The organism is Polaribacter sp. AHE13PA (genome assembly GCF_019278505.1).
Taxonomy (GTDB): Bacteria; Bacteroidota; Bacteroidia; order Flavobacteriales; family Flavobacteriaceae; genus Polaribacter.
On sequence record NZ_CP058985.1, the window covers coordinates 1972295 to 1997114 of the forward strand.

A 24820-nucleotide genomic window follows, 5' to 3' on the forward strand; every position below is an offset into this window, starting at 1 on the left:
AATATGTACTCACAATCCAGTCCCCACTAAACATTACAACTATTTATAAAAATATTTGTAAATAAAGAATGAAGTGACTCCCCTACTGTGAGAACTTTATCTGATTTTTTAATTTATCAAGTAGCAATAATTGCTCTTCTAACAGAAGGGCATTTACTGCTTGATAACTATTTATGAATCCATATCTAAAAACAAATATTAATTAGCTGTACTTTCCTGAAATAGTCGTATTTATTTTGTTTGCAAAGCAATTCTTACTTATTTCATTCCATCAAATAAAATTACTTTTGTTTTTTCTGTTTTAAGATAAGAGCAACACTATCTAAGGTTAATTAAAAAATGGAGTTGATTAATTGCAATAATTAATTAACTCCATTTTCTTAAAATTTTAAAACTAGTTATATTAAATTTTCGATAAAGACACCTTTTTTAAATGAATTTATAAAAACAAACGACTTCTAAACATAGAAGCTATTCATTCATAAACACCTCTAACTTGTCTACCATTTTTGGACTTCCGCAGAAAAAAGGAACTCTTTCGTGAATGTCTGTTGGTTTTAATTCTAAAATTCTTGTACCATTAAAATCTATAGCTCTACCACCTGCCTGTTCCGCAATAAAAGCAATAGGATTACACTCATACAATAATCTTAATTTTCCGTCTTCATTTATAGTACTATTTGGATACATATAAATACCTCCTTTAATCATATTTCTATGAAAATCTGAAACCATAGAGCCAATATACCTTGCAGAATATACTTTTCCATTTTCATGACTCTGGCAAAATTTTATGTAGTTTTTTACCGCTTGAGGAAAATGGATATAACTACCTTCATTTACAGAATACACATTTCCGTCTTCAGGAAATTTCATGTTAGGATGCGAAAGATAAAAAGAACCAATTGCCGGGTTTAATGTAAAACCATCTACTCCATTACCTGTTGTTAAAACTAACATTGTAGAGGTACCATAAATTATATAACCTGCAGCAACCTGGTTAATTCCTGGTTGTAAAAAATCTTCTTTTTTAACAGCTGTTCCTATTGGTGTAATTCTTCTATAAATAGAGAAAATTGTACCTACAGATACATTTACGTCTATATTAGATGAACCGTCTAAAGGATCCATTAAAACCACATATTTGCTATTATTTTGTGCATCTAAACCTTCTACGGGTATAAACTCATCATCTTCTTCAGAAACAATTCCACAAACAATGTCTCTATTCTTTAAAGCTTGTATAAAAATATTATTGGCATAGACATCTAATTTTTGTTGTTGCTCTCCTTGTATATTTACGTCTCCAGAATTACCAAATAAATCAACTAAACCCGCTTGGTTTACTTTATGATTAACTGTTTTTGCAGCTAACCTTATTGCATTTAGCAGACTAGATAATTCTCCGCTTGAATACGCAAAAGAGGATTGATTTTCAACAATAAACTCTCCAAACGTTCTTTTTCTACTATCCATTTTAATTTTTATTTAGTTAAGTTTGATTTCATTATAAATGAAGTACCAAAAGCACTTTCATTTTTTCATTCAGATATTTTAACAACGCTATTTTTTAAAAGCATTATTTTTTTTACTTCTGATGAAAGCTTTCCTATTATTATAATATCTAATAAAATTGACTTCACAAAGATATTTATAGCTCTAACCAAATTAAATATTCAAAATCCGTATTTTTGTATCTAATATAAACATCAACACTTAATTAAAATTACAAAAGCATCATTTTAAGAGATCCCCATCTGATTATTAAATTTTATCATGTTAAAATTAAATTATAGCACTGAAGATAATATTACTATAATTATGGAACTTACAAAATATCATTTTACTTTTGGGATAATATTTTAACAATAAAAGTAAGAAAAGTATTAATTCATTTAAATAACACTTATAAAAACAAACTAGATGCTTTATATCTAATTCTACCTTTCATTTCCATTTTCACCTACCTAAAAGAAGTAGATACTTTAAAATATTGAAAACATTTAACAGGTTATTCTTTTTTTTATCATTAATTCATTGGAATTAAGATGTTCTATTTTAGCATGTAAATCCTAAAATTATAGAAATAGAAAATAAAGACTATAAAAATTCCTTTAATATAAATACATTAGCAATTTAAAAGAAGTATAAACCTATATACCTAGAACGTTTTAAGGCTATTCTAAGTTTTCACGTAAGTAAAAAAAATAAGGTTTAGAAAATGCTATTCTAAAAATAGTTGCGTCTATTCTGATGATGATGGGATATTGTTCTAGCAACACAAGTTAAACCTTTCTTTACTTATTGCTGCTCAACGATACTCAAAAAACTATTCTATTGTTAGTCTATAAACATTTGTTTCTCTTTTGATAAAACCTAATTTCTGATATAATTTATTGGCAGCAATTCTATCTGGACTCGATGTTAAATTGATACTTTTAATACCTTTATTGGCGGTAAATTCTATAGCAAATTGAGTCAGTTTCTCTCCAACTCCTTTACCTCTTGCGGCATTATCAACCACAACATCTTCTATCCAAACTTTATTACCAGTAGGTATTTTATTAAAAACAAGTGTTAGTGTCCCTAATATATTATTGTTTTCTTCTGCTATAAAAAGCATCGTATTACCAGAGCTAACAATATCTTCCAAATCTTTTTGATTAGGTAAAATACAACTAGTGCTAAGTTGTGGGATTAACTTTATAAATGCTTTTAAAATATGGTCATTTACTGTTTCTAGCTTATAAATTTTCATCACAATAAAATTTTATTTTAATTCCTTATTTACAAAGCCTAAATTTAGATAAAAAAAATCGTTAATGTTAGCTACTAAGTTATCTATTTAGATTTTTACAAAAGACACTATTTCTAGTCCTCTTTACTTAGCTTATAGAAATAAATTAAAGCGATAAACAGGATAAATTACAAAAAAAAGGTGATACTTTCTAATTAGAAAATATCACCTTTATACTACGCTTTTGTTTATCTAACTCATAACTCTTGTAAGATGAAAGAATTTTTTATAATCTAAAGGAATCGTACTAATATCTAGCAAACATCCTTCTTTTAAATAAGGATAAATTTCTTCGTAAGTTTTTACATTATATAAACCTACTCTTTTACTAATGTGATCTCTTGTTAGCTCACTAGGATCATTTAAACCTGCAGCTGCCACCAATTCTAAAAAACTATGAATAGTAGCGTCGTGATATCTTTTTGCTCTTGGCGCTTTATCCTCTACAACTAAACCTTTAACTAAAGATTTATTTTGAGTTGCCACCCCAACAGGACAGGTATTAGAATTACACTGTAGCGCTTGGATACAACCAATGGCAAGCATCATTGCACGAGCACTATTACAGCCATCTGCACCTAAAGAAATTGCTCTAGCCATATGAAAACCTGATATTATTTTTCCTGCTACAATTACTTTAATATCTTTTCTTAATCCAAAACCAACAAGCGTATCGTGCACAAAAATTAAACCTTCACGCAATGGCATTCCCATTGAATTAGAGAATTCTACAGGCGCAGCACCTGTTCCTCCTTCTCCACCATCAACAGTAATAAAATCTGGTTGTATACCTGTAAAAATCATCGCTTCACAAAAATCCATAAACTCTTGTTTTCTTCCTAAACATAATTTAAAACCAATTGGTTTTCCATCAGAAAGTTCTCTTAACCTTTTAATAAAATGCATGAATTCAATTGGATTCGAAAAAGCAGAATGAGAAGGTGGAGAATGCACTGCAATACCTGGTTTTACGTGTCTTATTTTTGCAATTTCTTCTGTGTTTTTTGAAGCTGGTAAAATTCCACCATGACCAGGTTTAGCACCTTGTGATAGTTTAATTTCTATCATTTTAACCGATGGTTTAATGGCATTTTCTTTAAAAGTTGTTTCATTAAAAGTACCGTCTTCATTTCTACAACCAAAATATCCAGTACCAACTTGCCAAATTAAATCTCCTCCATGTTCTAAGTGGTATTGACTAATAGCTCCCTCACCAGTATTGTGTGCAAAATTCCCCATTTTTGCTCCTTTATTTAATGCCAAAACAGCATTTTTACTTAAAGAACCAAAACTCATGGCAGAAATATTAAGTAAACTAGAAGAATAAGGTTGTTTACAGTCTTTACCGCCAATTAATAATCTTGGAAATTCTTCAATTTCTTTTGGATTATTTTTCGCATACATAGAATGCTCTAACCACTCATAACCAGAATGGTACAAATCCATCTGAGTTCCAAAAGGTTCAGTATCATTTTCTCCCTTTGCTCTTCTATAAACTAAAGATCTTAAAATTCGGTTTAATGGCCTCCCTTCAGTATCTGTTTCTACAAAATACTGCATAATTTCTGGTCTTACAGACTCCAAAATATATCTAAACCTACCTAATAATGGAAAATTACGTCTAATAGTATGCTTTGTTTGAAAAACATCAAAAAGTCCCAAAATAATTAACGGTCCAATCAATAAGAAAGCCCAAACAATTGGAAACCAAAATTGAGCGATAACAATAACAGCTGCTGTTATAAGAATAGAAATGATTATAAAATATTCACGAACTTTCATAAGATAAATTTATTTTGTTGAAAAAGTTTACTTTGAGAAATAATTTTAATTGAATCTAATTTAACCACAAGATTAATTTGTAAATCTATGAATTATATTTCTCTAAAAAAAACAGTGTTAACCGAGTATAAATCTAGTTTTTATTAAACCTGAAAAATAAGTAACATCTAATGCCTAAACAAGTATTAGTTTCTATTGATTCCACCAATAAAAATAACCTTTCTTAGAATGACAAAATTTAAAAGTTTATAAATTTAGATGCCATTTATTCTAATTCAAAAAAAACTTTAACAATACTTTACATTAATTCGGTTCGCTATTACACGAACCAAAACTATATTTATATTCTAACAAAAAGGAAAAATTATGAAAACTAAATTAATAATAGTATTTACAATGATAGCAATGATAACTATAAGTTGTAATTCTGATAAGAAAAAAAACAAGGATTCTTTAACAAATTCTATTACAGAAAAACATTGGCAACTTAAAACTCTAGAAGGACAAGAGGTAACCAAAGCAGATAACCTAGAACGTGAAATTTTTATCACTTTAAATACAGATACAAACAGTATTACGGGTTTTACAGGTTGTAATACAATTTCTGGAGAATTTATTTTAAAAGAAGGTAATAGAATTGAATTCAAAAAAATGCTAACAACTTTAAAAATGTGTCCAGATGCAGCTGTTAATGAATCTGAATTATTAAAAATATTTGAAGTAGCAGACAACTACACAATTAAGGATAACATTCTATCATTAAACGTTGGTAGAAAGGCTCCTTTGGCTGTTTTTGAAGCTATTGAATAAAATAAATATTCATACATTACTTTATTCTAAATATTATTGATATTTCACCAACTTGTTTAGACCTTGCAGGTATTGATTATCCTGAATCATTCAATCAAAAAAACATAGCTCAATTTGAAAGAGCTAGTTTAGTAATTGTATTAGAAAATAAAGACTAAAAATAAATGTGATCATTTTTTTCAACATCAACAAAGTTGCGCCATTATATCAGACCACTGGAAACTAGTTCGTGGAAAACTTTCTGATAAAGTAATTGAATTAGAACAAAAATGGAATGATTGGGCAACCGAAAACAATGTTTTCCCACTTGAAGAAAGAGAATGGACAGATAGAATAAAATATTATAAAAATTTGAATCCTGATCAAGATGGGATTTACCAATTAGAAAAATTTAATCTTACACATAAAAAAGAAAGGGATTGTATTACTACAATCCCTTTTTACATTCTTAGAAATAAAGAAAACCTAACGTAAAGTAATTAATCGTATTAAGTTTTAAAGCTGAAACACCTTTCTTTAAACTAATAATTTTATAATGAAAACCATTTCTTTACCAACTCTTTTTCTATAGGCAGAACATTCTTGTGTAAAAAATCATTTTTAAGAGTATCATACTTATAATCTTTAGACCATTCTTCAATGTTTTCTGACAGTTCTTTTAAAGAGTTACAAATAAAACTTAACTCTTCTGATGTTATTGTTGGATGAATTGACAAGCGAATCCAACCCGGTTTATCCGTACTGCAGCCAAGTAAAATTTCATCTTTAATTCTATTAGATGTTGCTTGATCTACATTTAATAAAAAATGTCCGTAAGTTCCTGCACAAGAACAACCTCCTCTAGTTTGAATTCCGAATCTATCATTCAATATTTTTACAACCATATTAAAGTGATGTTTTTCAAAATAAAAAGAAAAAATACTTAATCGGTCTTTATGGTTTGGTGCTAATATTTTTACTCCCGAAAGACTTTCTAAAGTTTCAAATACTACGGCATTAATTTCATCTTCCCTTTTCTTAATATTTACAACTCCCATTTGGTCTTTCAACTGAATAGAAAGTGCAATTTTTATGGCCTGCATAAAACCTGGTGTTCCACCATCTTCTCTTGTTTCTACATCTACAAAATAGTCATGTTGGCCCCATGGGTTTGTATAACTTACTGTACCTCCACCGGGGTTATCTGGCACCACGTTTTTATACAATTTTTTATTAAAAACTAAAACTCCAGAAGTTCCTGGACCTCCTAAAAACTTATGCGGAGAAAAAAAGATGGCATCTAACTGTTCGTCTTCATTTTCTGGGTGCATATTTATATCTACATAAGGAGCACAACAAGCAAAATCTACAAAACAGAGTCCATTGTATTTATGTATTAGTTTTGCAACTTCATGATACGCCGTTTTAATTCCTGTAACATTAGAACAGGCAGTTATAGAAGCAATCTTTATTTTTCTATGTTCGTATTTCTTAATACATTCTTCAAATTTCTTTACACATAACAAACCTTCATCATTACAAGGTACTACCTCAACATCTGCAATTGTTTCTATCCAAGAAGTATGGTTAGAATGATGCTCCATATGAGATACAAAAACAATAGGTCTAATTTCATCTGGAATATGAGTATGCTCTTTTAAATTCTCTGAAACTTTTAACCCTAAAATTCTTTGAAATTTATTAACAACACCTGTCATTCCTGTACCAGAAGTAATTAAAACATCATTATCATTTGCATTAACATGACGTTTAATGATGCTTCTAGCTTCATGATATGCTAAGGTCATAGCAGCACCAGAAGTTGATGTTTCTGTATGTGTATTTGCTATAAAAGGACCAAACTCATTTATTAACTTTTCTTCAATTGGACGGTATAATCTTCCACTTGCGGTCCAATCTGTATAAATTAATTTTTGTTCTCCATAAGGAGATTGAAAAGTCTGATTAATACCAACAATATTTACTTTAAACTGATTGAAATAATTTTCTAAATCAGATTTTACTATGTTGTTTTTATTTACTGAAATCATAATTAAAATTATTTAAATTTTTTAATACCTTCTTTCATCCAATTATAATAATCATCGCTATTAGGCGTATATCCTACTGGCGCATTTAAATCTTCTTCATCATGATTCATTAAAACATAAAAAGGTTGCGTATTGGTCTTATATTTAATGGTTTGCATTTCACTCCATTTCTGGCCAATATACTTTAGTTTTTTACCAGGTCTTAATTTACTTTCTACCACTTCATCATCCTCTAACTTTCTTTTATCATCAACATATAAAGAAATTAAAATTACGTCATTTTTAAGCATTTTTAAAATATTTGGTTGCACCCAAACATTTTGCTCCATTTTTCTACAGTTTACACAAGCATGACCTGTAAAATCCATCATTACTGGCTTCCCTACCTTTTTAGCATAAGCCAAACCTTTATCATAGTCGTTAAATGATAAAATATTATGTGGAGGCATTAAATGTGCTCCATCAGGAATTTCTACTTGAGAAGCATCTCCAGAACCTAACTTCATATATCCAACACCGTAAGGAGATTCGCTATAATGCTGTGGTGGTGGAAAAGCACTTATTAAATTTAAAGGTGCTCCCCATAAACCTGGTAACATATACAATGTAAAAGTTAATGAAAATAATCCCAAACCTAATCTACCTACCGAAATATGTTTTATCGGAGAATCATGTGGTAATTGTATTTTTCCGAAAAGGTATAAAGTTAACCCTCCAAAAACTGCAATCCAAATAGCTATAAACACTTCTCTTTCTAACCAATGTAACTGAAGAACTAAATCTGCATTCGACAAGAATTTGAAAGCCAACGCAAGTTCTAAGAACCCTAAAACTACTTTTACAGTGTTTAACCAACCTCCCGATTTTGGCAAAGAATTTAACCAACCAGGAAAAGCAGCAAATAATGCAAATGGTAAAGCAATTGCTAAAGAAAAACCTAACATGCCCACTATTGGACCTATTTGACTTCCACCGGCAGCAGCCTCTACTAATAAAGTACCAACAATTGGACCTGTACAAGAAAAGGACACAATAGCCAATGCCAAAGCCATAAAAAAGATACCAATTAAACCTCCTCTATCTGCTTGAGAATCTACTTTATTTGCCCAAGAATTTGGTAACATAATTTCGAAAGCACCTAAAAAAGAGGCTGCAAAAACCAATAACAAAATAAAGAAGATAACATTAAACCACACATTGGTGGAAAGTGCATTTAATGCATCTGCTCCAAATAGTAAACTGACCAAAACTCCTAATAAAACGTAAATTACAATAATTGAAAGTCCGTAAATAATAGCATTTTTAATTCCGGCAGCCTTTGTTTTACTTTGTTTTGTAAAAAAGCTCACCGTCATTGGTATCATCGGGAACACACAAGGCGTTAACAATGCAGCAAAACCAGATATAAAGGCAATTAAAAAGATTGAAATTAAACCTCTCTGATTGTTATCTTCACTTGGTGTGTTTGTCGTAGTACTTGTTATAACACTCTCTTTTTCTGATGTTACACTTGCAGCTGAAATTTCTTTTGTAGCAGCTGTATTATTAAAATTAAATTCTAAATCTATATAGGTAGGCGGAAGACACTTACTATCATCACAAACCATAAACTCTACTTCTCCTATTATTGCAGTAAGTTCTGTACTTGTAATTTTTATTTTTTGTTTAAAAGTTGCACTGTCTTCAAAAAACTTAATGACCATATTAAAAACAGGGTCATCTATCGTATGTCCCTCTTCTTCTTCAACATTACCTATTAAAGAATAACCTTCATTTTCTTCGAAACTAAATGAAGTGGGTATTGGTCCATCTTCTGGTACATTTTGAGAGTATAAATGCCAACCTTTATCTATACTTGCCTTTGCTACAAGATTGTATTCTGTTTCTGATACTTTTTCTACAGAAGTAGTCCATTTTACAGGTTCAAAAACTTGAGCGTATGATGTAAACCCAAGTGTTAATAATAAAATTAAAATTATTTTCTTCATCTGTTTCTATTTGGTATTTAGTATCAGTTTTATTTTTAAAACTTTTAAGTTAAAGGAGAATAATAATGCCTTACTAATTACGTTATATATAAGCAGTAATTACCTTTTTTTTAAAGCACCAATATTAATATTTCTAAGGATGTCTACAAAGTATTATAGGTTAATTATATTATAATTTTCCTTATAAAACACTTCTAATAAATCCATATAAAAAGATTTAAACTCGTCTGCTGCTTATATTCTTTTCAATAATTTGACTTCCTTTTTTTTAAACCTTTTAAAGTGAATTCACGTTGTACTATTTTTCTAATATTCTTTTAGTTAAAAAGCTACTAAGATATCAACTTTATCTGAATTAGAATTAAATTGTATGCAAATCTTAGCTTAATAATACCACACATATACTTGGCAAAATTAAGAATAACACCGTGTTAAACTAAAAATATATGTATCATCGTAATCAACTTCTCTCTTCAATATTAAACTTATACTAACATAAACACCTTTAAGATACTAATCTCTTTTATGCTTAATTCATTTATATACGTTAAAAAAGTGTTCTTTTTTCAAAATTTTATAAATGCAAAAAGCATTGATACAATTAAACTATCTTTGCATAAAAAATAATCAATGCAGTTTTCTGAATTACCTTTACATAAATCCATCTTAAAAGCAGTTGCTGAAGAGCGATTTCACAGACCAACCCAAGTACAAGAAAAAGCAATCCCTTTAGTTTTAGCTAAAAAAAACGTAATTGTTTCTGCACAAACAGGTACCGGAAAAACTGCTGCTTTTGCACTGCCTATTATTCAACTTTTATTAGATAAAAAAGTAGAAGATGAAAAAGCTAAAAAGAAGATAAAATCATTAATTATAACACCAACCCGTGAGTTAGCAATACAAATTTTAGAAAATTTTGTAAGCTACAGCAAATACACCGATTTAAAAACTACTGCTGTTTTTGGAGGTGTATCTTTAGAACCTCAAAAAGAAATATTAGGCGAAGGTGTAGATGTTTTGGTTGCAACTCCTGGTAGATTAATTGATTTACAATTACAAGGAAACATCGATTTAAGTGCTATTGAAATTTTTGTTTTAGATGAAGCAGATTTAATGTTAGACATGGGCTTTATTGCCGATGTTAAAAAAATAGAAGCATTATGTCCTAAGCAAAAACAAACATTACTTTTTTCTGCAACAATTCCAGAAAAAATAGATGAATTGGCTAAAAGGATTTTAAAAAGCCCTATTAAGATTGAAATAAACCCAGAAGAAACTACCGCAAAAAACATCGGTCAGTTATTGTATTATCTTCCAAAGAAAAACAAAACCGATTTGTGCTTGCATTTGTTAAGAAACACCATAAACGGGAAAATAATTATTTTTAGACGTACCAAATTTGGTGTAGACAAATTAGAAGAATCGTTACTTAAAAACGGCTACAAAGTTACAAGTATTCATGGTGATAAAACCCAAGCAATACGTAACAAAGCAATTGAAGATTTTAAAGACAAAAAAGCAAATATTTTAATTGCGACAGATGTTGCTGCACGTGGAATTGACATTACAAATGTAGATGCCATTATTAATTTTGATATTCCTAACATACCAGAAACATATATTCATAGAATTGGTAGAACTGGTAGAGCTGGTAAATCTGGAATTGCTTTTTCTTTCTGTTCTCCAGATGAAAATGCTTATATTAAATTAATTGAAACGTTAATAGAAAAGCCAATTAAAGTAATCGCAGAACATCCTTACCCTATTGCGCCACCAAAACATAGAAAAAAACAACCTAATACAGTTAGTAAACATAATAAAGGAAGAAAGTCTGAAGCTTCTAAGAAAAATAAAAAACGCTGGTATTAAACTTAGCTAACTTTTTAAAATTACAGCATAAAAAACCCCAAGTGAAAACTTGGGGTTTTTATTAAATAGAGGAAAAAGTTCAATTAATCATCTAAATCATTTCTCTTATAATACTTTTATTGAGCAACCAATTGCTCTAGTGTTTGTTTTTATAGGCTTTTTTCCAGATAATAAAGCATCTACAACATTTTCTACATATTTCTCTGTCACTGCATCTGCATCTCTAGAATTATTATCTACTGCACCAATATATTCTACTTTCATACCTGGCCTGCTTACCACAAATACATGAGGTGTTTTAGTTGCTCCAAATTTTGGATATACTTTTTGTCCTTCATCTAATAAATAAGGAAACGAAAATCCCTTCTCTTCTGCCCTAACCTTCATATCTTCTAAACTATCTCCTTTAGATGCTTTTGGATCATTCGGATTGATAGCAATTACAGGGTAACCTAATTTCTTATATTTCAAATCTAAAGCAATTATTCTATCTTCATTAGCCACAGAATACGGACACGTATTACACGTAAAAATGAGAATAAATCCTTTTACATCAGAATAATCTGATAGAGAAACCATTTTTTTATCAATATTCCTTAATGTAAAACCTTCTATAGTGTCACCTACTTGGTAACCATCTGCTGTTTTTATCGTAAAGGCACTTGCCACAAGAACTACAAATACTAGTAAAATTGATTTTGTAAATTTCATATCTTTACTTTGTTTGTTTATAAAATAGTTTTTAACTCTGTTTCTAGCATTTCATAATCGAAAGATTGCTCGTAAAACGTTCTTCCTTTTGCATTGTAAATTAATGTAGCTGGTATGGCTCCAGACCAAGTAGAGTCTATCGCTTTTATCCAAACATCTTCATTTATATCATTTAATAAAACAACTTTAGACTGTAAATTATGTTTATTGATAAATGGAATCAATCTTTTATCTACCTGCTTCGGAAAGTCTAAACTCACCAAAATAACTTCTACATTTTTAGTTGCGTATTCTTTGTTTAATTTTTCAAATGCCGGTAATTCTTTTACGCAAGGAGCACACCAAGTTGCCCAAAAATTAACCACGTATGTTTTACCATCATTTTTTTCTAACAAAGGTTTCAATTCATTATATGTATAAGACTTTACTGAGCTTACTTTTTGTGATACTTCTTTTACTTCTCCTTTTTTACAGGAAAATAAAAGGGACAAAAATAGCAAAGAATAAAAACCGTTTTTAAACATTTTATAAAATTACAAAGAAGATATATCACTAAAAAACAATTAACTAATCCTTAACAAAAAAGCCTCATAAAACTAAGTTTATGAGGCTCTATTACTAATCTATTTTTCTGTTAGAAAATTTCGTTTAAAATTTTAGCCAAACGAATTCCTCCTTTTTGCAATTGAGTTCTTACAGTTCCTAAATGATCATAAGAATACCTGTATTTTAAATTCTCGCCAACCTTTACAGATTTATAAACCTCCTTTGTAACCTCATGAACTTCATCTACCCAATCTACAACAGTTCCTTTTTTAATAGCTTTAATTTCTGCTTTTGATAAATCTTTTGCATTTTCAGCCAATTCTATATAACTCATGTTGTATTCTTCTATTATTTTAGAATCCCAAACCGAGTGTAAATTTGTACCCTTACCAAACCATTGAAGTTGTATAGTATTCCCTCCTTTGTCTTCTCTTTGACCAACATGCATTGGTTGGTGTAAATCTCCTACTAAATGCACCAACATTTTTAAATAGAAAACTTTATCTTCCTCAGAACTATTTTCATCCTTTAAAACCTCTATACATTTATAGATACCAGTAACCATATCTCCTGCCGGATTTTTTTCTGCATCTGCATACTTTTCATCTAATCCCATATTTACATAATGCCAAGAATAAAATTCATTGTATTTTTTCTCAGATTTTATTTCATCACCAAAGGTGGATACAAAAGCTAAACTTTGTCCTTTTAAGAGTTTATCAATTTTTCTTTTGGCTTTGTTTGATAAATGTTTCTCAGCAATTTTCCCTGTAGTTCTATGTCCTGTTGGTCCCCAAAAAACGGTTTCTTCTGCTGAAAAATTTGAGAATAAAAATATCGATAGTATAAAAAGTACTTTAATCTTCATTTTGTATTTTTAAAATTATGTTTCAACAAATTTATAAAATTATTCTTCACCAAATTTGTAAATCTTAAAAATAATACTATATCTTTACGATATCATTTTAATATCATTATAAAACAATTCATATGAAAGCAGAAAAAATTATTAAACCAGCAAACGGTTATTTAATGTTATTAATCGTATTACTATTATTTATTGGCGGAATTGTATTGTGTGCAATGCAAGAAACAATTGTGTATGCTCTTGTTAGTCTAATTGGCTTTATTGGTTTCTTCGGATTTATTTTAGTAAACCCAAATACTTCTAAAGTAATTTTACTATTTGGTAAATATGTAGGAACTATTAAAGCGAATGGATTGTATTGGGCAAATCCTCTTTATAAGAAAAAAACAATTTCTTTAAGAGCTAGTAATTTCGATTCTGAACGTTTAAAAGTAAATGACAAATTAGGGAATCCAGTAATGATTTCTACCATTTTGGTTTGGAGAGTTACCGATACGTATAAAGCTGCTTTTGATGTTGATAATTACGAAAACTTTGTACGAGTACAAACAGATGCTGCCGTTAGAAAATTAGCAAGTATGTATCCGTATGATAATTTTGCAGACGAAGGTCATGACGAAGACATTACCTTACGCTCTAGTGTTAACGAAGTTTCTGAAGCTTTAGAAAAAGAAATTGATGAACGTTTAACAATTGCAGGTATTGAAGTTTTAGAAGCAAGAATTGGGTATTTAGCCTATGCTAATGAAATTGCTTCTGCAATGTTAAAAAGACAACAAGCAACTGCTATTGTAGCTGCAAGACATAAAATTGTACAAGGTGCCGTGGAAATGGTAGAAATGGCTTTAAACGAATTAAGTAGAAAACAAATTGTGGAGCTAGATGATGAACGCAAAGCTGCAATGGTAAGTAATTTATTGGTTATTTTATGTGGAGATAAAGAAGCTTCTCCTGTTGTGAATGCAGGAACCTTGAGTCATTAACACGGAGTTAGGAGTTAGAAAGAATAAAATTTCGAAAATAAAAAACCTTAATTTTTTAAAACTTTGTAACTAAATAAAAAAACATGAAAGAATATAAAATAGTAGAGCTAAAACTAGGTCTTAGAAATCGAGTTCAAAATTTTGAAGATTTATTAAATCAATATGCTAGAGAAGGTTGGATTTATAAAGAAGTACCTCAAGGCTGGAACTCTGTAATATTTGAACGAGACAAAAACAGATAAAATGAAAATTTTTAAAGAAGAGCAAAACTTTAGACAAACTTGGTTAATTTTAGTATTAATTATAGCTTCCATTGTACCTATTACAATGATGATAAAAAAATACTTAAAAACAGATACAACGTTATCTACACAAGAGTTTTTAATTACAATTGGAGTTATTGTATTATCAATTTCATTAATTTTCTTCTTTAAATTAACAACAAGAATTGATGAAAAAGGAATCCATTACCTGTTTTTTCCTTTGCATTTTAAGGTAAAAACAATTCCTTGGAGTACAATTTCTAAAGCATATGTTAGAACGTATTACCCTATAAGTGAATTTGGTGGTTGGGGATTAAGAGGTGGCTTCTTTTTTAATAAAGGAAAAGAAAAAGCCGTAAATGTTTCTGGTGATATTGGCATTCAACTTATATTTAAGAATGGTAAAAAATTATTAATTGGTACTCAAAAAAAAGAAGAAGCTAAAAGAGTTTTAGAAACTTATAATTTAAAAATAAATTAATATGATTCGTTTTATTACTTACCTCATAATCTTAACCTTAGGAACCTTAACTTCTTCTGCACAGTTAAAAACTGAAGAAATTTTAATAAAAAATGGAGAAATAGAGCTTCCAGGAACCTTAACTTTTACAGAAGAAAAAACACCTTTAATAATTTGGATTCATGGTTCTGGCCCCATAGATAGAAACGGAAATCAGCCTGTACAAAACGTAAAAGCAAACTATATTAAACAGTTTAGAGATTCCATCAATAAAGAAAATATTGCTTTTTTTAGTTATGATAAAAGAACAGCTAACAAGAATAATAGCAAGTTATTAGCACATACAAAAATTACAGATTTCACACTGGATGCTGAAAAAGTAATTACACATTTTAAAAATGAAAACCGTTTTTCTAAAATTATTTTAATAGGTCATAGCCAAGGTTCATTAATTGCAATGATGGCTGCTAAAGAGGTCGACCAATATATATCTATTGCTGGCTCAGGAGAGCAGATAGATGAAACGATTATAAAACAAATTACAAAAAACAATGCTCCTTTAGGTCTTGCGGCCAGAAAACAATTTGACACTTTAAGAGTAAAAGGTAAGATAGAAACTGTTCATCCGTTTTTAATGAGCATATTTGGCAAACCAAATCAGGCTTTTTTATACGATTGGATGCAGTTGAACCCTAAAATCGAGATTAAAAAATTAAAGATTCCTGTTTTAATTATTAATGGAGATAAAGATTTACAAGTAACCATAGAAGATGCTAAAATATTACATGCAGCAAATACTAACTCTAAATTAGTGATTATAGAAAACATGAATCATGTTTTAAAAGACATTCAAAAAGAGGAAGATAATATAAAATCTTACTATTCTTCTGAATACCAAATCTCAAATAAACTAATAAAAACCATTAGTTTATTTATAAAAAAATAACATGGCAAAGAAAAAAGCATTCGCGTTGCGAGTTAATGAAGACATGATAAAAGCTATTGAAAAATGGGCTGCAGATGAATTTCGTTCTACAAACGGACAGATAGAATGGATGCTTATGCAAGCACTAAAGGAAGCTAAAAGAGAACCAAAGAAAAAAGAAGAATAAATTAAGCTTATTCCAAGCAATTAGAAAACAACATAAATTTTAAAAATAGACGCTCAATTTTTATTGAGCGTTTAGTATTTTGTATATTGCCTACTTGATTAAAATTTATTTTCTTAGATCTAATTAATTTATGAAAAACAAAATACAAATTATCTGTTTAATACTTTACTGTTTTCAAGTAAATGCACAATCTTCCGCTGAAAGCAAATTAGGTACTTGGTATATGTACAATGGTTCTCATAAACTTACTAAAAATATAAAACTTACAACCAGTACCCATTTTAGATATTATGAATTAGCAACAGAATATCAACAAGAAATTTATAGAATAGGACTCAATTATGCTTTTAATGACAAAATTAACGTTACAGGCGGTAGTGTATACTCCATAACAGACAAATCTTATAAAAAGGATGCTGCAGATTTGTATGAATACCGTTTTTATCAAGATCTAAACATTAAAGATAATTGGAATAAAATTAGGGTAAAACATCGTGTACGGTTAGCCCAAAGATTTAAAAGAAGAAACGCAACAAATGAGATAGCACATAGAATACGATATGGTTTGTTTTTAAACTATCCTATTTCTAAAAATTGGGAAACCTATACTTTTAGTGAGCTTTTTATAAAATTTGCAACTAAAGCTTACAGCCAAAATAGAACGGGTGCAGGCATTCTTAAAAAAATCGATGATAATCTAAAACTAAAATTAGGTTACTTTTACACAAAATTTTCAAATAGTGACCTTCATCGGTTACAAGTAGGAATTATCTTAAAAACAGACTTTACAAAAAAACAATTTAAATATGACAACACCCACTTTTACAAATGATGCAATCGTTTTTGGAATCTTAATGTTATCACTCGGTTTCGTTTTCTATACGGAAAATATAAAAAGTGGTTTCTGGCATAAATTTTACAAGATTGTACCAGGTTTATTTATGGCATATTTTATTCCTGCTATTTTTACTACTGCTGGCATTATATCCCCAGAATGGGAAACCTTAAATACGGCAGGTGAAATTGTAACAGGTAAATCGCAATTGTATTATATTTCTAGTCGATTTTTATTACCTGCAGCCTTAGTTTTAATGACATTAAGCATCGATTTAAAGGCTATTTTTAACCTAGGTTCTAAAGCATTAATAATGTTTTTTACAGGTACTGTAGGTATTATTATTGGAGGACCCATAGCTATTTTGTTAATTTCAATCTTCTCTCCAGAAACGGTTGGTGGATCTGATTTTGATGCTGTTTGGCGTGGTTTATCTACACTTGCAGGAAGTTGGATTGGTGGTGGAGCAAACCAAACTGCCATGTTAGAAATTTATAAATATAACCCTGCAAAATATGGAGGAATGGTGTTTGTAGATATTGTAGTTGCTAATGTTTGGATGGCTATTCTATTAATAGGAATTGGTAAAAAAGACAAAATAGACAAATGGTTAGGTGCAGATACTTCTGCCATAGAAGATTTAAAAGATAAAGTTTCTTTATTTGCTAAGAAAGTAAAAAGGAATCCTTCTGTAACAGACTTTATGATAATTCTTGCCATAGCTTTCGGTACGGTAGGTTTAGGTCATTTTACAGCAGAATATTTAAGTTCTTTTTTCGGTGAATTAGTTGCTGGTATCGAATCTGAAACTTGGAGAAACATCTTTACTTTCTTAGGTTCTAGTTTCTTTTGGTTGATTAGTATTTCTACAGTTATTGCAGTTATCTTATCTTTTACAAAAGCAAAAAATTACGAAGGCGCAGGAGCTAGTAAAATTGGAAGTGTATTTATTTACATTTTGGTTGCTACAATTGGTATGAAAATGGATTTAGCAATGATTTTTGACAATGTAGGATTAATTGCCATTGGTCTTGTTTGGATGTCTATTCATGCTGGATTATTAGTATTCGTTGCCAAATTAATAAAAGCTCCTTATTTCTTTCTAGCACTTGGTAGTCAAGCAAATGTTGGAGGTGCAGCTTCTGCCCCAATTGTAGCGCAAGCATTTCACCCTTCTTTAGCTACTGTTGGTGTTTTATTAGCTGTTTTTGGATATGCCATAGGAACAATTGGTGCTATTTTATGTACCATTTTAATGGAATTATCAGCAACACTTTAAATAAAAATGAGCATATTTGCACACGAAAAATATAGATTTATGAAGAAAATTATTACGCTTTTAGTCCTATCAATTTTAATTACAGCATGTTCTTCTAAAAAAGAAGGAAATATGACTGTGCAAGGGAAAATTAAAGGTCTTAAGAAAGGGACTCTATACCTTCAAAAAATGAAAGATACACTATTAGTATCTGTAGATTCGGTAAAATTGCTAGGTAGCGATAAATTTACTTTAACGGATAATGTGGAATCTCCTGTATTATATTATTTAACATTTGACGGAAATACAAGTGATAAAAGAATTTTATTTTTTGGTGAAAAAGGAATTATTACCATTAACGATAATGTAGAAAAGTTTGGATATACTCCAAAAATAACAGGATCTAAAAATCAAGAAATTTTAGATAAGTATAATAAAATTAAAAGTAAATTTCAAGATCAGCGATTAGAATTTATCAAAAAAGATTTTGATGCTAAAAAAACAAACAATCAAGAATTAATTACACAATTAGAAAAAGACTATCAAAATCTTGCAAAAAGAAGAGTTTTATTTACTACTAATTTTGCACTTACAAATGCAGACTATGAAGTTGCACCTTATATTGGTTTAACAGAAATGTATGATGCTAGTCTAAAAATGTTAGATACAGTAAATAATTCTTTATCAGATAAAGTAAAAAGCTCTGATTATGGAAAACGTTTTCAAGAATACTTAATTTCTATCAAGGAAAAATAGTTAAAATATTTCTTCTATTAAATAAAAAAAAACGAGCAAATTGCTCGTTTTTTTTATGTTTAAAAAAGTAAAAAACTAATATTTAATTATTGTCGACACATTTCAAACTTATATAATTAGACTTTAAGCCACAATTAGAAACAGTTACAAAGTAATGTCTTAATCTCTTATTAAAGGCAATGTAGAACATCTAAGTAACCCTTCTTGCTTCGATATTTCAGAATAAGCAACTTCCTCTACAGTAAAACCATTTTCTCTAAGCCAAGTATTTAATCTTGTAAAGTTTTTTTCAGAAATAATAACTTCTTCAGAAATTGAAAAAATATTACTATTCATGTTATACATTTCTTCATTTGTAATTTCAAAAACATTTTCCTTTCCAAAGAAATCTACCAACCATTCATATTCTCTTTCTATTAAAAAACCGTTTTTATGAAGAATAGCCTTGTCTTTTCCTATTGGTTGAAAACAGCAATCTAAATGCAACGCATTATCCTTTGCATTGGTATTCGATTTTCTTAACTCAAAAGACTTTACTTTTTTATGAGGAAATAATTCTTGTAGCGCAATTACCGCGTCCATATTTGTACGCGCTGTAATATAATCTGCATAATCACTTCCAGAATAGGTACCAACAAAAATATATTCATTCCATGGCATTACATCACCACCTTCAACATGACACTCTTTGGGTAAAACAACCACTTTAGAAGGATCTATTTGTGAGATTACTTTATCTATTGCCTTATATTCTTTTTCTCTGTCTGGTAGAATATTGGCTTCTATAAAAGTATCTTCAATTACAAAAGCAATATCTCTAGCAAATATTTGATTATAATTTTCAATTATATCTGGTCTAAAAACTTGTACATTATACTTTTCTAAAATTTCAGCAACTGCTTCCATTTCTAAGTTCATTGCAGATTCTTTAGGATATGTTCCGGCTAGAACATGTTCTATACTTTTAGGATCATAGCAATCTTCTACCCTTGGCACTCCTCCATTACTTTTAGCAGTTCCTAAGATAACAGCTCTTAATTTAGATGTTTCGTTTTTAATATTTAATTGTAACATATATAAAGTAGATAAAAAAAGCTTCATAAAATATGAAGCTTTGATTTTGTAAATGTAATAAAATTTATCTTTTTTCTATACCTGTAAAAGGTCTGTAGTTTTCACCTGTATATATTTGACGTGGTCTACCTATTGGCTCTTTGTTAAGGCGCATTTCTTTCCACTGAGCAATCCAACCAGGTAAGCGTCCTAAAGCAAACATTACTGTAAACATTTCTGTTGGAATCCCCATAGCTCTATATATAATACCAGAATAAAAATCTACATTCGGGTATAATTTTCTTTCAACAAAATAAGGATCATTTAAAGCTTCTTGTTCTAAACTTCTTGCGATATCTAAAATAGGATCTTCAACTCCTAAATCATTTAAAACATCATCTGCTGCAGCTTTAATAATTTTAGCTCTAGGATCGAAGTTTTTATAAACTCTATGTCCAAATCCCATTAAACGGAAAGGGTCATTTTTATCTTTTGCTTTGGCCATGTACTTTTTAGTATCACCTCCATCAGCTCTAATTCCTTCTAGCATTTCTAAAACAGCCTGATTAGCTCCACCATGTAATGGTCCCCAAAGTGCAGAAATTCCTGCAGAAAGAGAAGCAAATAAACCAGCATGAGAAGAACCTACAATTCTTACTGTAGATGTAGAACAGTTTTGCTCATGATCTGCATGTAAAATTAATAATTTATCTAATGCATCTTTAACAATAGGGTTAATTACAAAATCTTCATTTGGTTGCTTAAACATCATAAACATTAAATTCTCTACGTAACCTAAAGATTTTTGTCCATAATTTAAGTGCATTCCTTTTTGCTTACGCATAGTCCAAGCTACTAATACTGGAAATTTAGCCATAATACGTACAATAGCGTTGTACATATCTTCTCTAGACTCAATATTAACTGAAGATGGATTAAATGCAGTTAAAGCACTTGTTAAAGAAGACAATACTCCCATTGGGTGTGCTGTCTTTGGAAATGCTTCTAATATTTTTCTAACATCATCATCTACTAATGAATGATCTCTAATGTCATTATGAAATTTTTCTAATTCTGCCTTTGTAGGTAAATTACCAAATATTAATGCATAAGATACTTCTAAAAAATCTGCTTTTTCAGCTAATTCTTCAATAGAATAGCCTCTATAACGTAAAATACCTTTTTCTCCATCTAAGAAAGTAATAGCACTTTCACATGAACCTGTGTTCTTATAACCTGGATCTATAGTTATAATTCCATTGGTTGCACCTCTTAAGGTTTTAATATCTATGGCTACTTCATTTTCTGTACCCTTTACAAGTGGAAACTCATAAGTTTTATCTCCAATCTGTAATTTAGCTGTATCTGACATTTACTGATGATTTTTTAGTATTGTTAAGTTTGACGAAGATACCAAATTTAATAGTATTTTAAAAGGGTGCACTAATAGATTTTAAGAATTTTAAAATAAAGGTAGCTTATGTAAGAATAATGCAAAAAAAACCTCATAATTTCTTATGAGGTTATAATCTATTTAAAAAAGTTACTCTTAAAGGTTAAAAGCATTTTCTCCTGGAAAATAAGCAGTTGCACCTAATTCTTCTTCAATACGTAATAATTGGTTGTATTTTGCCATTCTATCTGAACGAGAAGCAGAACCAGTTTTAATTTGTCCACAGTTTAATGCTACTGCTAAATCTGCAATAGTATTATCTTCTGTTTCACCAGATCTATGAGACATTACTGAAGTATAACCTGCATTTTTTGCCATATTTACAGCTGCAATAGTTTCAGTTAAACTACCAATTTGGTTTACTTTAATTAAAATAGAATTTGCTATTCCATTTTCAATTCCTTTAGCCAAACGCTCTACATTAGTTACAAATAAATCATCACCAACTAATTGAACTTTATCTCCAATTAATTCAGTAAGATATTTTGTACCATCCCAGTCATTTTCATCCATTCCATCTTCAATAGAGATGATAGGATATTTAGCAGTTAATTCAGCTAAATAATCTGCTTGTTCTTTACTTGTTCTAATTTTTCCAGTTTCACCTTCAAATTTAGTATAATCGTATTTACCATCAACGTAAAACTCTGCAGAAGCACAGTCTAATGCAATTTTAATTTCTTCTCCAAAAACATAACCTGCATTTTTAACTGCTAAAGCAATAGTTTCTAAAGCATCTTCAGTACCACCTGCTAAATTAGGAGCAAATCCTCCTTCATCACCAACAGCTGTAGATAAACCTCTATCGTGTAAAACTTTCTTTAAGTTATGGAAAATTTCAGAACCCATTTTTAAAGCTTCAGTAAAAGTTTTCGCTTTAACTGGCATAATCATAAATTCTTGAAATGCAATCGGAGCATCTGAATGAGAACCACCGTTAATGATATTCATCATTGGTAATGGTAAAGTATTAGCAGAAACACCACCTACATATCTATATAAAGGCATCCCTAACTCATTAGCAGCAGCTTTAGCGGCAGCTAAAGAAACTCCTAAAATAGCATTTGCTCCTAATTTAGATTTATTTGGTGTACCGTCTAAATCAATCATTAATTGATCTATTGCATTTTGCTCAAATACAGAAGTACCTAATAATTCTGCTGCAATAATGTTATTTACATTAGATACTGCTTTTAAAACACCTTTACCCATGTAATCTTTACCACCATCACGTAATTCTACAGCCTCATGTTCTCCTGTAGAAGCTCCAGATGGAACTGCTGCTCTACCTAAAATTCCGTTTTCTGTAGTTACATCTACTTCTACTGTTGGATTACCTCTTGAATCAAAAATTTGACGTGCGTGAACGCTAATTATTATACTCATTTTATTTATTATTTAATTAATTTATGTCTTTTATTTATACTGCTAATTTACAAAAAACCACTCATAAATGAGTGGTTTTAAATAGTTACTTACGAAAACGTTTTCAGATGAAATAAATTAACAAATGTTAACTTATCACTGCTTTAGCCTTGGTAATATTTTCTATAAATTGGTCAAATAAATACTCAGAATCGTGTGGTCCTGGGCTAGCTTCTGGATGATATTGTACAGAAAAAACATTCTTTTCTTTCATACGAATTCCTGCAACAGTATGATCATTTAAATGAACATGTGTAATTTCTACATTTTCATTAGATTCCGTTTCTTCTCTATTGATAGCAAAACCATGATTTTGTGAAGTGATTTCCCCCTTACCTGTCAACAAGTTTTTTACAGGATGATTAATTCCTCTATGCCCATTGTGCATTTTATAAGTAGAAATTCCATTAGCCAAAGCTATTACTTGATGTCCTAAACAGATACCAAATAACGGTAAATTTCTTTCTATAATTTCTTTAGCTACTTCTTGTGCTTCAATCAATGGTTCTGGATCTCCAGGTCCATTAGAAATAAAATAACCATCAGGATTAAAATCTGATAAATCTTCAAACTTAGCATTGTAAGGAAACACTTTTATGTAAGCTCCTCTTTTTGCTAAATTTCTTAAAATATTCTTTTTAATACCAATGTCTAAGGCAGATATTTTAATCTCAGCATTTTCATCACCAACAAAATAAGGTTCTTTTGTAGACACTTTAGAAGCCAACTCTAAACCTTCCATACTAGGTACTGCCGCTAATTGCTTTTTTAAAGCATCAATATTGTCTACATCAGTAGAAATAATAGCATTCATAGCTCCATTATCTCTAATATACGCCACTAAAGCTCTAGTATCAACATCTGAAATAGCTACAAGATTGTGTTTAGTAAACCAATCTTTTAAATTACCATTAGAATCTACTCTAGAATGCGTAAAACTAAAATTTCTACAAATTAAACCTGATATTTTTATTCCATCAGATTCAACTTCGTTGTCATTTACCCCATAATTACCAATATGTGCATTTGTTGCAACCATTAATTGACCAAAATAAGAGGGGTCAGTAAAAATTTCTTGATAGCCAGTCATACCTGTATTAAAACAAATTTCTCCGGTAGACGTTCCTTCTATTCCTACGGATTTACCATAAAAAATTGTTCCATCTGCTAATAAAACAAGCGCTTTTTTTCGTGTTTGATATTTCATTGATAGTTGTTGTGTTTCTTAATGCAAAAATATAAAAAAAAGGGATAAACGTAAACGCTTATCCCTTTTATATAATTTAAAAAATTTTCATTTTTTATTCTTCAGATTTTTCTTCTGTTGCTGTTCCTTCTACTTGTGGAGCATCTGCTTTTTTGCTTCTTCCTCTACGTGTAGTTTTCTTAGCTTTTTTACCATTAGGATTGTAAATTTCGTTGTAATCAACTAATTCAACCATTGCCATAGGAGCATTATCCCCTTGACGATTTCCTAACTTAATAATACGAAGATAACCTCCTGGTCTATCTGCTACTTTTACAGAGATTTCTTTAAATAATTCTGTAACTGCATATTTATCACGTAAGTGAGAAAATACAACACGTCTGTTGTGAGTAGTATCACTTTTAGACTTTGTTATTAATGGTTCTGCAAAAACTCTTAATGCTTTTGCTTTAGCCACTGTAGTGTTAATACGTTTATGTTCTATTAAAGAACATGTCATATTAGCTAACATTGCCTTTCTGTGTGAAGTAGTTCTTCCTAAATGATTATGCTTTTTTCCGTGTCTCATGACCTTTGTTTTATAATTTCATCTTGCATCAACTCGTTATGAGGAG

Annotated in this window: 23 protein-coding genes; 10 read left to right on the forward strand and 13 right to left on the reverse strand. The window is 29.8% G+C overall.

From position 1 onward, the window contains the following. Positions 1 to 471: 471 nt before the first annotated feature. The 3 genes from fbp to H0I28_RS08705 form a co-directional block, all read right to left on the reverse strand. Positions 472 to 1476, reverse strand: coding sequence for a class 1 fructose-bisphosphatase (gene fbp / locus H0I28_RS08695; protein WP_218731126.1), 1005 nt, complete (start codon positions 1474 to 1476; stop codon positions 472 to 474). A gap of 853 nt (positions 1477 to 2329) precedes the next feature. Beyond that, the gene (locus H0I28_RS08700) at positions 2330 to 2758 is read right to left on the reverse strand and encodes a GNAT family N-acetyltransferase (protein ID WP_218761407.1); all 429 of its coding nucleotides are present in this window, start codon (positions 2756 to 2758) and stop codon (positions 2330 to 2332) included. Positions 2759 to 2989: 231 nt separating this feature from the next. Beyond that, entirely contained in the window at positions 2990 to 4579 is a 1590-nt protein-coding gene (locus H0I28_RS08705; RefSeq protein ID WP_218731128.1) for an FMN-binding glutamate synthase family protein, read from the reverse strand. A 366-nt stretch (positions 4580 to 4945) separates the two neighbouring features. Between H0I28_RS08705 and H0I28_RS08710 the strand changes: the two genes are divergently transcribed. Continuing rightward, positions 4946 to 5389 carry an META domain-containing protein gene (locus tag H0I28_RS08710; protein ID WP_218731129.1) on the forward strand — a complete coding sequence of 148 codons (444 nt, stop codon included), beginning with the start codon at positions 4946 to 4948 and terminating at the stop codon, positions 5387 to 5389. Between the two features lie 530 nt (positions 5390 to 5919). Here the strand turns inward: H0I28_RS08710 and H0I28_RS08715 are convergent. Both H0I28_RS08715 and H0I28_RS08720 read right to left on the reverse strand, forming a co-directional pair. Beyond that, positions 5920 to 7419 (reverse strand): aminotransferase class V-fold PLP-dependent enzyme, encoded by a 1500-nt coding sequence (locus tag H0I28_RS08715; RefSeq protein ID WP_218731130.1) that lies wholly within the window; start codon positions 7417 to 7419, stop codon positions 5920 to 5922. Positions 7420 to 7427: 8 nt separating this feature from the next. Next, the gene (locus H0I28_RS08720; RefSeq protein ID WP_218761408.1) at positions 7428 to 9407 is read right to left on the reverse strand and encodes a cytochrome c biogenesis protein CcdA; all 1980 of its coding nucleotides are present in this window, start codon (positions 9405 to 9407) and stop codon (positions 7428 to 7430) included. A 630-nt stretch (positions 9408 to 10037) separates the two neighbouring features. On the opposite strand from H0I28_RS08720, the gene H0I28_RS08725 reads away from it, so the two are divergent. Further along, positions 10038 to 11276 carry a DEAD/DEAH box helicase gene (locus H0I28_RS08725; protein ID WP_218731132.1) on the forward strand — a complete coding sequence of 413 codons (1239 nt, stop codon included), beginning with the start codon at positions 10038 to 10040 and terminating at the stop codon, positions 11274 to 11276. A gap of 105 nt (positions 11277 to 11381) precedes the next feature. Here the strand turns inward: H0I28_RS08725 and H0I28_RS08730 are convergent, their stop codons facing one another. The 3 genes from H0I28_RS08730 to H0I28_RS08740 all read right to left on the reverse strand — a co-directional run bounded on the left by H0I28_RS08730 (position 11382) and on the right by H0I28_RS08740 (position 13401). Continuing rightward, positions 11382 to 11987 carry a thioredoxin family protein gene (locus H0I28_RS08730; RefSeq protein WP_218761414.1) on the reverse strand — a complete coding sequence of 202 codons (606 nt, stop codon included), beginning with the start codon at positions 11985 to 11987 and terminating at the stop codon, positions 11382 to 11384. A 17-nt stretch (positions 11988 to 12004) separates the two neighbouring features. Continuing rightward, on the reverse strand, positions 12005 to 12511 hold the full coding sequence (locus H0I28_RS08735; protein WP_218761416.1) for a TlpA disulfide reductase family protein: 507 nt from the start codon (positions 12509 to 12511) through the stop codon (positions 12005 to 12007). A 110-nt stretch (positions 12512 to 12621) separates the two neighbouring features. Next, entirely contained in the window at positions 12622 to 13401 is a 780-nt protein-coding gene (locus tag H0I28_RS08740) for a S1/P1 nuclease (RefSeq protein WP_218761418.1), read from the reverse strand. Positions 13402 to 13523: 122 nt separating this feature from the next. Between H0I28_RS08740 and H0I28_RS08745 the strand changes: the two genes are divergently transcribed. The 8 genes from H0I28_RS08745 to H0I28_RS08780 all read left to right on the forward strand — a co-directional run bounded on the left by H0I28_RS08745 (position 13524) and on the right by H0I28_RS08780 (position 19068). Then, complete coding sequence (locus H0I28_RS08745; RefSeq protein WP_218731136.1) at positions 13524 to 14384, forward strand: SPFH domain-containing protein; 861 nt, start codon at positions 13524 to 13526, stop codon at positions 14382 to 14384. An 83-nt stretch (positions 14385 to 14467) separates the two neighbouring features. Then, the gene (locus H0I28_RS08750) at positions 14468 to 14626 is read left to right on the forward strand and encodes a DUF4177 domain-containing protein (protein WP_218761420.1); all 159 of its coding nucleotides are present in this window, start codon (positions 14468 to 14470) and stop codon (positions 14624 to 14626) included. Between the two features lies 1 nt (position 14627). Then, positions 14628 to 15128 (forward strand): hypothetical protein, encoded by a 501-nt coding sequence (locus H0I28_RS08755; protein ID WP_218761430.1) that lies wholly within the window; start codon positions 14628 to 14630, stop codon positions 15126 to 15128. 1 nt (position 15129) lies between these two features. Beyond that, complete coding sequence (locus tag H0I28_RS08760; protein ID WP_218761432.1) at positions 15130 to 16053, forward strand: S9 family peptidase; 924 nt, start codon at positions 15130 to 15132, stop codon at positions 16051 to 16053. Position 16054: 1 nt separating this feature from the next. Then, a complete protein-coding gene (locus tag H0I28_RS08765; RefSeq protein WP_068364181.1) occupies positions 16055 to 16219 on the forward strand; it encodes an Arc family DNA binding domain-containing protein in 165 nt (54 codons plus the stop codon). A 130-nt stretch (positions 16220 to 16349) separates the two neighbouring features. Next, positions 16350 to 17051 carry a DUF2490 domain-containing protein gene (locus H0I28_RS08770; RefSeq protein WP_218761434.1) on the forward strand — a complete coding sequence of 234 codons (702 nt, stop codon included), beginning with the start codon at positions 16350 to 16352 and terminating at the stop codon, positions 17049 to 17051. Further along, a complete protein-coding gene (locus tag H0I28_RS08775) occupies positions 17026 to 18333 on the forward strand; it encodes a DUF819 domain-containing protein (protein ID WP_218731141.1) in 1308 nt (435 codons plus the stop codon). Before H0I28_RS08770 ends, H0I28_RS08775 begins: the two co-directional genes overlap by 26 nt. 39 nt (positions 18334 to 18372) lie before the next feature. Continuing rightward, complete coding sequence (locus H0I28_RS08780) at positions 18373 to 19068, forward strand: DUF4369 domain-containing protein (RefSeq protein WP_218761436.1); 696 nt, start codon at positions 18373 to 18375, stop codon at positions 19066 to 19068. A 159-nt stretch (positions 19069 to 19227) separates the two neighbouring features. Here H0I28_RS08780 and H0I28_RS08785 read toward each other — a convergent pair whose 3' ends face one another. The 5 genes from H0I28_RS08785 to rplQ all read right to left on the reverse strand — a co-directional run bounded on the left by H0I28_RS08785 (position 19228) and on the right by rplQ (position 24774). After that, entirely contained in the window at positions 19228 to 20142 is a 915-nt protein-coding gene (locus H0I28_RS08785) for a dimethylarginine dimethylaminohydrolase family protein (RefSeq protein WP_218761679.1), read from the reverse strand. A 64-nt stretch (positions 20143 to 20206) separates the two neighbouring features. Further along, on the reverse strand, positions 20207 to 21493 hold the full coding sequence (locus H0I28_RS08790; RefSeq protein WP_218731143.1) for a citrate synthase: 1287 nt from the start codon (positions 21491 to 21493) through the stop codon (positions 20207 to 20209). Positions 21494 to 21670: 177 nt separating this feature from the next. Next, entirely contained in the window at positions 21671 to 22960 is a 1290-nt protein-coding gene (eno, locus tag H0I28_RS08795) for a phosphopyruvate hydratase (protein ID WP_218761438.1), read from the reverse strand. Positions 22961 to 23087: 127 nt separating this feature from the next. After that, positions 23088 to 24206: a glutamine-hydrolyzing carbamoyl-phosphate synthase small subunit gene (gene carA / locus H0I28_RS08800; protein ID WP_218761440.1), complete on the reverse strand. Its 1119-nt coding sequence runs from the start codon at positions 24204 to 24206 to the stop codon at positions 23088 to 23090. A gap of 94 nt (positions 24207 to 24300) precedes the next feature. Then, complete coding sequence (rplQ, locus tag H0I28_RS08805) at positions 24301 to 24774, reverse strand: 50S ribosomal protein L17 (protein WP_068451564.1); 474 nt, start codon at positions 24772 to 24774, stop codon at positions 24301 to 24303. Positions 24775 to 24820: the final 46 nt, after the last annotated feature.